This window comes from Desulfoluna sp. (assembly GCF_030145185.1).
Taxonomy (GTDB): Bacteria; Desulfobacterota; Desulfobacteria; order Desulfobacterales; family Desulfolunaceae; genus Desulfoluna.
Genome location: NZ_JAQYWB010000047.1, coordinates 14296 through 26663 on the forward strand (window position 1 = coordinate 14296; position 12368 = coordinate 26663).

Genomic DNA, 12368 nt, shown 5'->3' on the forward strand with positions numbered 1-12368 from the left:
CATCAACCACACCTTAGCCACACTGAGCCCATGCCTCTTTTTGAATACAATGCCCTGACAAACAACGGGAAAACCGCCACCGGCATCATCGACTGCGACAGCGCCCAGTCGGCCCGTCAGAAACTCCGATCCAAACGGCTTTATCCCGTCGAAGTCCATGAGGTGTCGGATAAAAACCTCTCCACCGGACGGTTTAGCCTGAATCGAGTCAGCGCCCTTTTTAACCGCGTGCGCCCCAGGGATCTGACCCTGGCCACCCGCCAGATGGCCACGTTGATCAACGCGGGATTTACCCTCGTCGCCTCCATCGACACCCTGATCCAGCTGGTGGAAACACCCCGGCTCAAGCAGGTCTTCTCACGGGTGAAAGACAGCATTGAAGAAGGAAGCAGCTTTGCCGAGGCCCTCTCCTCCTACCCCGGCGTTTTCAGCCCTGTCTATATCAACATGGTCATGGCCGGAGAAGCCTCGGGCACTCTGGACATCGTGCTGGAGCGCCTCGCTGAGATCGGTGAACGCCAGCTCTCCCTGAGCAACCGCATCCGAGCCGCCCTCACCTACCCCTTCCTGATGACGGGTATCGGGGTGTTGATCCTCTACTTTCTCATGACCATCATCGTCCCGAAAATGGCGGGAATTTTTGATGACTTGGGTCAGGCCCTGCCCCTGCCCACACGCATCCTCCTTCGCAGCGGCGAGATATTAGGCACCTTCTGGTGGGTCTTTCCCCTGCTGTTGATCCTTCTCATCACCGCCTTTAAACGGTTCCAGGGGACCCCCAAAGGCGCACTCATGATCGACAAGATGCTGCTCCGCCTCCCCATTATAGGGACTCTCATTCAAAAGGTCGCCGTCACCCGTTTTTCACGGACCCTGGGCTCTCTTCTTACCAACGGCGTCTCCATGCTCACCGCCATGGACGTGGCTCGAAACGTGGCGGGCAACCTCGTCCTCTCCGATGCCGCATCCAGTGCGGCCAGTGACGTGGAAAAAGGAGGAGAGCTGGGAGAAGCCATGAGCCAATCCCGAGTCTTTCCCCTCCTCGCCGTGCAAATGGTGCGGGTGGGAGAAAAAAGCGGTAAATTGGAAGAGATGCTCGGCCGAGTCGCCGACGTGTATGAAGGGGAAGTGGAGTCCTCTCTGGAAAGCCTCACCTCCATCATTGAGCCCGTCATCATCCTTGTGATGGGCGTGACGGTAGGCTTTATCGTGCTGGCAATCTGCCTCCCCATCTTTACCATGAACCAGTTCATCGGATAGATTCCATCGCCGTCAGGATCACCTGCGGCATCTCAATCCATCATTTTACTCGGCGATAGAACTGTGAAAATAAACCACGCTTTAAAATCATTTCTGGTTTCCCGTGTCGGCATCCTCCTCACCATGCTGACATTCACCCTTCTGGTTGTCTTGACGGCCCTTCCCTTTGCAGGAAAGCATGTGGCTCTCTCCTGGCTGATGAAAAACGGCATAACGGAGGCTCACATCGACAATGTGGACCTCAACCTCTTTACCGGATCCCTGGCCGTTGAGGGGGTTCATCTGCGATCGCAAAGCGGTGAGACAACCTCCCTGACCCGATGTTCCGTCAACCTGGCCATGACAGAACTTGTGAAAAACCGTATACGCATTGAATCCCTTCATCTGGAAGGGTTAGACCTTGCGATCACCCAAGGGAAACAAATCACCATCGGCGGGATCAAACTTCCTTCAGAGGCCCCTCCCCCGGAACCCGCCTCCCCGATAAAGGCAGAAAATCCCTGGAAGATCGGGATCGATGCTCTCAGCATCCAAAAAAGCACGATGGCCGTCACCATCCCGGACCTGACCCTTCACCTTGAGCTTACCGATGCATCCCTGACCCATCTTCATGCATGGACACCCGAAGAAGAAGCCCGACTTGAGATCAAAGGGAGCCTCAACACAAGCCCCCTTCTCATCTCCCTGGATCTCACCCCCTTTGCCAAAACCCTGGCCGTCCGAGGCGGTATTCAGCTCAAGCCCTTCTCCCTTGCGCCCTTTCACCGCATGGCGACGCCTCATCTCTCCGACTTGACAGGCGACCTCTCCATCGATACCCGCCTCGCCTTCACCCACACCCCTGGAACCGGGACCACCCTCAGTCAGACCGGCACCCTGGCCCTGCACAATGCAGGGGGAAAGGTAAAAAGCCAGGGGGTGACCCTCAACGATCTGGATCTGACCTGGCTCGGCGATCTATGGGCAACCCTTGACGCCGAAAACGCCCTGACAGACCTCCGCAGCCTGGGGCGCCTTGCCAACAGTGAACTCAATGCCATGATGACAAAGCCAGGGCTTCACCTTCGCCATCAAGGGGTGATCTGGAATGGTGAGATGCGCGTTCAACCCAAACGGGAAGATGGCCTGACCGCACGGGGCAACCTGAGTGTCAATCAAGCCCTGGCCACCGACACCGACAGCCGTGACGAGTTAGCGGCTCTTTCCCGGCTTTTCATCTACGATCTCAAGGCAAACGGCCTGAAGAATATCCGGACGCCGCACATCTTCCTCAAAGGAGTCAAAGCGCTTCCCCCCTTAGCCGAAATAGGCTCCCTCGACCTCACGGGCATCGCCCTGAACAATCTCCGTGACCTGAGCGCCGACACCCTCATCATCGGAAACGTAGCCACCGCCCTGGAACGAGACCCGGAAGGCCACCTTACCTTTCTCAAGAGCCTGACCGCCCTGATGCCTCCCCAGCCCAAAGAAACTGAAGCACCCTTCTCACAAGTGGACAGCCCAGCCGAGCCTCCCCCACCACCTGATGAGCCCCCGGCCTTCACACTGAAAATCAACACCCTTCGGATTTTCGGAAACAAATTTTTCCATTTTACGGATCGAAGCGTCACCCCATCCTTTAATAAGGGCGTCACCCTCAAACGGTTCGAGCTCTTAAATATCGATTCTTCAAAACCGGAGCAAGACCTTCCCCTGTCCCTCCAGGCAACGCTGAGCACCCATGAGGCCCTCTCGATTACCGGCACGGTCCGACCCTTTTCCGCCGATGTCACAGCACACCTGAACGCCGCGATCACCCATATCAACCTGGCCCCCCTCTCGCCCTACAGCTCCCAGGCCCTGGGGTACCTCATCGACACCGGCAACGTCAGCGCCGTGTCAAAAATCGACATCAACGCCGGAGTCCTCGACGTCACCAACCAGCTCACCCTGCGTAACCTTAAGCTGGTCGCCGACGATGAGGAGACCATCGACCAGGTGATGAAGAATCTCACCCTGCCCCTGGACTACGCCCTCTCCATTCTGGAGGACGACCACGGCACCATCCACCTTGCCCTCCCCGTCACCGGCGATATTCGCAACCCCGATATCAGCCTGAACAGCATCATCCAGAAAGCCATGACCAAAGCCATCACCAAGGCCTCCGTCTCATACCTCTCCTTCCTGCTGCAACCCTACGGAGCCCTGCTCATGGTGGCCGACAAAGCAGGCGAACTCATGACAGAAATCCACCTGGACCCCGTCAGCTTTAAGCTGGGAAGCCCCACCCCCAGCTCGGCGGGCCTCGCCTACCTCAAGGTCGTGGCAGACCTCATGAAGAAAAAAGAGGTCCTGAATCTCACCGTCTGCGCCAACGCGGTGATCGAGGACCTGACCCTGGAAGAAGAGACAACGGAAGGGAACACCCACCCCCTCCTGAAAAACGAAAAAACACCCCTTCCCCAAGTCGATAAAACCCTCTACCTGGAGCTGGCCAGACAACGCGCCGACTCCATCCACGATATCCTGGTCCAACACGGAATCAACCCGGCCCGCATCCACCTCTGTACCCCCCGCTTCACCGTCTCGAAACAGGAAAAACCAGAAGCAACGCTGACGCTTTAACAAAGATTAAAGGTAACTATTCAGCTCATGTCACCCAATCGCCACGCACCGATACGGCAGGGTCGATGAAGAAGGAAACCGTATAAAGGGTCTGGCCTTAGGTAACCTTGTCGATGTGAAAGGTAGGGTGCGCCGTGCGCACCGATTAACGTCCGATAAACCTGCAACGCCGCATTTTGTGATAAATATTGAGACGGGGCTGGAGGTTTGCGTGACGTTGAACGGTGCGGGAGCCGCACCCTACGGGCTGAAACGTTTTTACGAAACTTTTTTCAAAAAGAGACCAGCCAGAGACAGGATGAAGCTGAATAGTTACGATTAAAGGTAACGATTCAGCTCTTGTGAAATCAAGAGAGATTCCGGTGGCGAGGTGTATAGAAATGGGACCACCGAACGGGGACACTGCCAGGGTTTTGACAACGGAGTGGAGGCACCACCGCACCCTGCTGGGCGCGCCGTGCTCCGCCGCGGCTTTTTTTTGCCGGGGGCTTGGCCCCAGCCCGAACAACCTTCACAGCCAAAACTTGCCTCGCATCCGTTATCACATCCCGACGAGCGGCTTCCTCCCATCGGTATCGCGTAAATGCCGCGACGGAGCACGGCGCGCCCGAAAGACAACACCGATGATAAATTGAAGAGAGAGGGTCCACCGAACCGGAACACCGATAGGGTTTTCACATTGGAATGGATTCTCTACGGCCCCCGACTGGGCGCGCCGTGCTCCGTCGCGGCTTTTTTGGACGGGGGCTTGGCCCCAGCCCGAACAACCTTCACAGCCAAAACTTACCCCGCATCCGTTATCACTTCCCAACGAGCGGCTCTCTCCCACCGGTATCGCGTAAATGCCGCGACGGAGCACGGCGCGCCCGAAAAACAGCACCGTTAAGAAGTTGAAGAGAAATGGGGCCACCGAACAGGAACAATGCCAGGATTTTGAGAATGGAGTGGATTCACCACGGCTCCCGACTGGGCGCGCCGTGCTCCGCCGCGGCTTTTTTGGGCGGAGGCTTGGCCCCAGCCCGAACAACCTTCACAGCCAAAACTTGCCTCCCATCCGTTATCACATCCCGACGAGCGGCTCTCTATCCCACCGGTATCGCATAAATGCCGCACCGGAGTGCGGCGCTCCAGGGGACAAGGGTGATCAGGTGGTGATGTAGACACGCTGATGGCCGAAACGATGATCGAGGCCTCAAGACTCTTTTAGCGGCGTAGCCGGAGACGAAGACACTTCATGAGCTTGAGCTTCATGGTGACAATGCGTTTGCTTTGAGCCCCATCAGGGCTGATACTGCGCCGCACTGAGCGTTTCCTTGCACTCCACGCGAATGCGGACGCATTTCAGCCCGGAGTGACGCCCCCCGATGCGCATTCGCAAACCCGCTTTCGAGGTGTTTTTGCCTAAGTGGCTTCGCCACCCTCGCCGCCGGAGGCCTATTTTTAATAAGGAATCGTCAGGGTCAGACCGAGGCAGGATTTACTTTGGTTTTTTTCGAGTTCATCGCCCCAGTGGAGCATCTCTTTCCAGAGGCTTTCGCGGGATTGGCGGTTTGCTTTCAGGGCACCGGTGTAGGAGCCGTGGATGCTTCCAGAATAGAATCCGAAGCCGACAAAGGAGATCAGGGCACCCAGGGCGTTATTGCCGTCATCGAAACTCTCGGCAGCGGCGAGTCCCAGGGCCACGTTCAGCAAAAAGGCCACGGTGGCATCCTGATAACGGCCGAGATAAAGATACCCACCCCCGGGAATCAGGGCGAAGCCCCCGGCCAGGGTGGGGGATTTTTCAGGCAGGGCTTTGAATTGGTCCAGGCTGTTCAGGATGCCCTGAACCCCGCAAGAGCGGACCACATCCCCTGCAGAGGCCTTAAAAGCGGCCTCGGCGCGCGGCAGGTCACCCATGGCCAGGCGGGTCCAGGCCAGGCGGGTGAGGAGCAGATGCTGGGCCTCGGCATCCCCTTTAAACTCCACCTGAAGATTGGAGAGAAGCACCACGCCCCCTGCCGGATCGCCAAGGCGGTTGTGACACATGGCCTCCATCATGCCAGCGGCCAGGGCAAGCGCGGAGGAGTCGAAACGATGTCGAAATCGGCCAAAGGATTTTCCCGCTTTTTCATACTGTTCATCCATATAGAAAGCCAGTGCCCGGGCGTAATGGGCCGCAGCCTGCTGAGGCGCCTCCGGGAAAAAATGGATAAACCGTGAAAACTCGGCAGCCGCACCGGGGAACTCCCCCTGCTCATAAAGGGTCCGGGCATAGCCGAACTGATCCTCTGCATCTAAAATGATCGTTTCTGAAACAGCGGACGTAACGGTCAGACAAAAAAGAAACAGGCCCAGAAGGCCTGCTGAAAAGGCGTGACGATTCATCAAATGAAAAAACTCCTCTGTCCGTGGGTTCAATCCCACCCTTTAAAATGCAGGGGTAAAACGGGGGGCGTCCCTTTTTTTTTAAGCGTTTCATTACTCCCCCACCAGAAATCATTGGATGACACCGGATCCCAGGCATACCGCTCACCCCCCACCACCACCTGGGGAAGGCGCTCTGTATCGTTGCCGCCACACCGGATCAACCGATCGCAGCTGAGCACAAGCCCTTTAACGGGGCCGTGTTTCGTCACGGCATCTTTGGCATACCGGGCACAAGAGGGCACATGGCTGCACCGTTTGCTGTCGGTGGTTGAAATCAATGATTTAAAAAGCGAAAAAAGAAGGGGATTATCAGAGGTTTCGGCGCCAACACCTCCCGGTAAAAGCAGCCCCGAAAAAAGAAAAAGGCCCATCAGCAGGTGCCCTACCCTTCCTGCCCGGGGCTTGTCAGTGCCCTTAGTCATGACTCACCCGCAGCACCTCTTCAATGGTCGTTAGCCCGTGCAACGCCTTGTCAATTCCATCATCCCGCAGCGTGGCCATCCCCTGATGCACCGCCTCCCCTTTAATCAGGTTGGCATCGGAGGTTTTCACCATCACCCCTTTGAGATGTTCATCCACTTCCATGATTTCAAAAATGGCCATCCGGCCTTTGTAACCGGTCTGAAAACAAGCCTCGCACCCCACGGCCCGGTAAAAATTCCCTCCATGGGAGCGCTCGGCATTAATCCCTGCGCGACGCAGCAGATCCGGGTCGGGATGATAGGGCTCCTTGCATTGGGGACAGAGCTTACGCACCAGGCGTTGGGCGATGACCGCCTTGATGGCGGATGAAAGGAGAAAGGGTTCGATGCCAATATCCACCAGACGGGTCACGGCGCTGGCCGAGTCGTTGGTGTGAAGAGTCGAAAAAACCAGGTGACCGGTAAGGGCCGATTGAACGGCAATCTCCGCGGTTTCTCTGTCCCTGATCTCTCCGACCAGGATCACATCCGGGTCCTGCCTGACAATGGAGCGAAGCCCCAGGGCAAAGGTCAGGTCAATCTTTCGATTCACCTGAATCTGGCCGATGCCCTTAAGCTGATACTCCACGGGATCTTCAATGGTGATGATGTTCTTGTCCGGTGAATTGATGGCAGAGATAATGGCGTAAAGGCTGGTGGTCTTTCCGCTGCCCGTGGGGCCGGTGACCAGAATAATGCCGTTGGGATTCTGGATCAAACGGCCGATGGTGGCGTAGGTGGAGTCACTCATGCCGAACTCGGACAGGGTGAGGAGCGAACCCGATTTATTTAAAAGTCGCATGACCACGCGCTCACCATGGGTGGTGGGCACGGTGGAGACTCGGATATCCACATCGTGCTCTCCAATCCGGACATCAATGCGCCCGTCCTGGGGAAGCCTTTTTTCTGCAATATTGAGTTTGGCCATCACCTTGATACGGGAAACCAGGGCCGTCTGAATCCAGCGGGGCGGGGTTAACAGGTCGTAGAGGATCCCGTCCACACGGTACCTGATTTTAAAGCTGTCCTGATAGGGTTCAATGTGGATATCACTGGCCCGCGCTTTGATGGACTGGGAGATGATATGGTTCACCAACCGGATAAGTTGCGAATCACTGGTATCATCCAGGAGATCGGCGGTCTCCTCCATATCGGCCAGAATATCGCTGCCGCTCTCCTCCATGTCCTGAACCAGATCCTGGGCCGATCCCCGGCTCATGTCATAAAAGGTGTTGATGGCCGAAAGGATCCGGCTGCGCGGAGCGATCACCTTGGCCAGGGGGCCACAGGAGAGGCGACGGGCCAGATCATCCGCGGCCTGAAGGGCACAGGGATCGTTCACGGCCAGTCGCACCGGGCCATTCCCATCTTCAGGAATCAAGGGCACCATGTAATGTTTTTTCAAAAACTGAATGGGAATAAACTCTGTAAACTCACCCTTCATCCCAGTGATATCCACGGTGTCCACGAGTTCCATGGCATAGACTTCGGCAAGGACGGTCAAAAACTTGGACTCGCTCAACACCCGCCGTTTCAGAAGCGCCTCACCATAATGAATCCCCTGGGATTCAGCGTAGACAAGGACCTCTTCCAGCAAGGCCTCATCGAGGCCAAACTTTTCATGAATCAGGGTCGCCAGAAGGTTCCGGAACGGGGTCTCCGGTGCGATGGGCATCATCACTCGTCCCCCTCGGTACCCGCAGAGTCCATCGATGCCGGGATATCGGCGGGAACCTCTGCGCCCTCCACCTCAACCTCCGGCCCCTCGCCGCCATGATCTGCATCCAGGGTAATGACGGTATCCACAGACGAAACGGGTACCGGCACATCTTTCGCCGCGGGCTCCTCAGCTTCGACCTCAAAGGCCTCTGCCTCGTCCTCGGAGGCCTCGTCCTCTGAGGCCTCGTCCTCTGAAATTACGGACCGGTGCGCTTTCTCTTGGAGCGCCTTTTCTTCCTCCTCGTTGTAGAGCTTGATATGTCCCTCACGCAGGTGGTCGATGCGTTCCCGTTTGTCCACCATGACATTCTCGGCGTCCGCCCGGCTGCTCACCACCCGGGGGGTGAGAAAGATGTAGAGATTGGTTCGGTCTTCCGTATTGGATAAAGAGGAAAAAAGATACCGAATCACCGGAATGTCCCCGAGACAAGGCACTTTGTATTCCGTGGTGTTCAGGCTCTTGTCTATAAGCCCGCCGATGACAATGGTGCTCTTGTCCTCCACCACCACGGTGGTGTCCACCTTGCGCTGCAGGGTGGTGGGTTCCGAGGTGAGGTCCCCAAACACCCGGCTGGTCTCCTGAAAAATCTTCAGGCGCACCCGCCTGTCTTCACTCACCTGGGGGGTAATCTTCAGGGTAATACCCACGTCCTTGTATTCATACTGGTTGTAGGTGCTGTCCCCACTGCTGGACTTGGTGAGATAGGGAATTTTCGAGCCCACCACGATACTCGCCTCTTCGTTGTCCAGGGTCAACACCTGGGGGGTGGAGAGGATCTGAACGTTGGAGTCCTTGTTGTAAGCGTTGATCAGGGCTCCCAGCGAGGGAAATTTCACCCCACCGATATCGATGGCCTCGGAAAAGACCCCGAGGGAAAAACCACTGGGAAGAGCTCCTGAAGCGGCACTGCCCAAGGCAGCAAAGGGTTTATCGCTGCCTGAAAATCCCCCGCCGAAGGCCGAATCCCGCCCCCCGATGGTCGTATCATCCCCGACGGTCCATTCCACGCCCATGGCGAAGCCAGCCTCAACCTTCACTTCCATGATGAGGCACTCGATATAAACCATCTTACGGGGAATATCGAGTTTTTTAATGATCTCTTCAAGGATGATATAATCGCTCTTTTCCGCCATAATGATCAGGCTGTTGGTGGCCTTATCGGCGATAATGTTCACCCTCTCAGAAGCAATGGCTGCCTTTTTCCCCTTATCCGCCGCCTGTTTTTTACTGGAGAGGTTCTGGAGCACCTTGGCCATGTCTTCGGCTATGGCATTTTCCAGGTACACCACATGAATACGCTCCTTGCCCCGAGGGACTTCACGGTCCAGCATCTTCACGAGTTTGATAATCTTTTCGGTGGTTCCCTTTCCCGCCAGGATGATAATGGTGTTGGTCCGTTCATCCGCCACAAAGGTCGCCTTGTCGGCGCTCTTGGTCTTCTTGGAGGTGCCCTTGAACACACTGGTCAGCAGGCTGGTGAGTTTCCCGGCGTCGGCATACTCCAGGGGAAGAATCGAAATTTCCTGCCCCACCCCGGTCACATCCACGCTGTCCACGATCTTCATGAGTCGATTGATGTTGGAGGCCAGATCCGTAATGATCAGGGTGTTGGTCGGCTTATACGCCAGGATCGAGCTGTTGCGGGAGATCAAGGGAGCAAAGAGCTTTTTCAACTCCGAGGGGTCGGCGTACCGTAACGGAACCAGCTGAGTGACGATGTTATCGGAATAATCCACGGCCTCCGACTTCAACCGCGTGGCCACGCTCTTCTTCTGGGCCTCACGCGCCGGGACAATCTTTACCAGGGTTCCGGACGGGACGGCGGAGAAGCCATAAACATCCAGCACCGATTCAAACACATGGTATGCCTCTTCCACGCTGATCTGCCCCGGAGAGATGATGGTCACCTTGCCCGAGACCTTGCGATCAATAATGAAGTTCTTCCCTGTCATCTCACTGACATATTTGATCAGGACCCGAATATCCACATCGTTAAAATCAATGGAAACGGTCTCCCCTGCCGGGACCAGGGGCTCCTGTGCGTCCACGTGCACCACCGGAAGCCACGCGAAAAGAACTCCTGCCACTGCACACGCCGCAAATCGTCTCATTGCCGTTTTCATACTCATCTTTATTCGGTCCTTTAGATTCCGCTATTCAATGGTGTATTCAATGGTCTGAATCTGACCCATCCGCTTGATATCCAGCTGAATCTCACTGGACGATTTCAGAGTGCCGTAAAGAGACATGGCATCATCCACCGATTCTATTTTCTGTCCGTCCACGCCGATAATGATGTCCCCGTTCCGGATCCCCATCTTGCGAAAAATGGAGTCGCTCTTGATCCCGCTGACCGCCATCCCTTCCGGCTGCCCATTGCGAAAGTGGGGTTTTATTCTGACGTCCTTCATCAGGGTGTTGATGTTCATCATCGCATCGTTGACGGTGTCTCGTTTCAAATTCACCTTTTTCTTGATGGAGTTCGTCGAGGGACTCCGGCTTCTCGATCTTGATGACGTCCTGCGGGAGCCCGACGCGGTGGCTTTCTCTTTTTCCATCATCAACACCTCGTCCTGGCCTTTATAACGCATCACCACGCGGTCCCTCAACACAAGCTTAATCACAGCCTCCTGAACCGTGTCCCCCACCTTGTAAAGATCCTGTTTCCGGGTCACCTCATCCTCGATAATGGCCCGGGTCACCGTCTCCCCGCCCCCGGACACCGTGCCCCAGAGCTTTAAACGCAACCGTGTCTCGGCGAGGCTCTCCACGTCAATGGTCTCTTCGACCTTTGCCACCTCTTTGCCGGGCACGGCCAGGTCGAAGAGATTCCGGGTCATCAGGACATCGTATTGGGACAGGGTCGTCTGTGCCAGAGGCCTCCCGTTCCCCGTAACGGCCACAGCTCCTGAGCCACTTCGCTTTTCGGGCAAACCAATCTTCAAGGTCACCCCCTGATAAAAAAGGCTCACGGCAAGGGCCGAGATCACCGTCAAGAGGAAAAGATGCAGTGCTGTAAAAACTCTGTCCGTCATAAGATCAACCTTATTTAAAAGAGACCTTGGGATGTTCCAGGGTCCCGCTGATACGAAGGGGAATACGCCCCCGCTTTAGCAGTTTTGGATCCGCAAGCATCGCCAGGGGAATCCGATCCGTGAGGTCTTTGACAAAACCGGGATCCGGATTCACGGTACCACGGATATCAATGCGGCTCGATTCAATCCGGTTCAAAAGGGTGAGGGTCCCACTCAACTCTGCGTCCACCTCCGTGCCCTCCACATGGACCCGGCTGAAGGCCAGGCGACGCCCCACCACTTCGACATCGACAGCAATGGACGCGAACTCCAGTTTTTTAACGGGAATAATGGGATCTTTAAACCCCACCGTCACATCAAAGAGACTGAGACGCCCCGTCCCTTCCACCTTCTTCTTTTCACGAGACAAATCCAGGGAACCGTCTCCACGCCCGGAGAGCGATATCTCAAGCGGCATACTCCCTTTAATAAAAGGCATCAGGGTGGAGAGATCTACATCCGCCACCCTTCCTTTGAGATGCTGCCACTGGCGCCCCTCATACTGGAACCGCCCATCCACCTCGGCCTCTCCACCCAAAAGGGAGGCCTGCATTTCCGCTCCGGGCGTTGCGGAAAACAAGGTCAGCCAGGATGGCGTCAGTCGAATATCCCGGAGCGTCAGCGGCGGAAGCTCCGCCACCTTAAAAGCCAGCCCCTTGACCGTCAACCCCAGAGGCAGGGCCGGCGTCACCTCCTCCACATTCAGAGAACCCGCCCCGAATTCACGGTCGACATGGGACTCAATCCATACCTCGGCGAACTCACCCGGGAAAAGGACCCTGAGAAAAAAAAAGAGGGATATCACGATCCAAAAGGTATAAAGAAGACGTTTTTTCATCA

Annotated in this window: 8 protein-coding genes; 2 read left to right on the plus strand and 6 right to left on the minus strand. The window is 56.2% G+C overall.

The features are described 5' to 3' along the window. The first annotated feature begins 30 nt into the window (after positions 1-30). Positions 31-1260 carry a type II secretion system F family protein gene (locus Q1Q75_RS15290; protein WP_300672376.1) on the plus strand — a complete coding sequence of 410 codons (1230 nt, stop codon included), beginning with the start codon at positions 31-33 and terminating at the stop codon, positions 1258-1260. A 63-nt stretch (positions 1261-1323) separates the two neighbouring features. Beyond that, the gene (locus Q1Q75_RS15295) at positions 1324-3864 is read left to right on the plus strand and encodes a DUF748 domain-containing protein (RefSeq protein WP_300672377.1); all 2541 of its coding nucleotides are present in this window, start codon (positions 1324-1326) and stop codon (positions 3862-3864) included. Positions 3865-5304: 1440 nt separating this feature from the next. On the opposite strand, the gene Q1Q75_RS15300 is transcribed toward Q1Q75_RS15295, so the two are convergent. From Q1Q75_RS15300 to gspN, 6 genes are read right to left on the minus strand one after another with little or no spacing between them, the layout of a single operon-like run. Beyond that, entirely contained in the window at positions 5305-6231 is a 927-nt protein-coding gene (locus Q1Q75_RS15300; RefSeq protein WP_300672378.1) for a hypothetical protein, read from the minus strand. Positions 6232-6260: 29 nt separating this feature from the next. Then, positions 6261-6695: a membrane protein insertion efficiency factor YidD gene (gene yidD, locus Q1Q75_RS15305; protein WP_300672379.1), complete on the minus strand. Its 435-nt coding sequence runs from the start codon at positions 6693-6695 to the stop codon at positions 6261-6263. After that, positions 6688-8412, minus strand: a complete 1725-nt coding sequence (gene gspE, locus Q1Q75_RS15310; protein ID WP_300672381.1) for a type II secretion system ATPase GspE — start codon at positions 8410-8412, stop codon at positions 6688-6690. The genes yidD and gspE overlap by 8 nt, the downstream gene beginning before the upstream one ends. Continuing rightward, on the minus strand, positions 8412-10565 hold the full coding sequence (gene gspD / locus Q1Q75_RS15315) for a type II secretion system secretin GspD (protein ID WP_300672383.1): 2154 nt from the start codon (positions 10563-10565) through the stop codon (positions 8412-8414). Before gspD ends, gspE begins: the two co-directional genes overlap by 1 nt. 42 nt (positions 10566-10607) lie before the next feature. Next, positions 10608-11489 carry a type II secretion system protein GspC gene (gene gspC, locus Q1Q75_RS15320; RefSeq protein WP_300672385.1) on the minus strand — a complete coding sequence of 294 codons (882 nt, stop codon included), beginning with the start codon at positions 11487-11489 and terminating at the stop codon, positions 10608-10610. Positions 11490-11499: 10 nt separating this feature from the next. Continuing rightward, positions 11500-12366, minus strand: coding sequence for a type II secretion system protein GspN (gene gspN, locus Q1Q75_RS15325; protein WP_300672387.1), 867 nt, complete (start codon positions 12364-12366; stop codon positions 11500-11502). Positions 12367-12368: the final 2 nt, after the last annotated feature.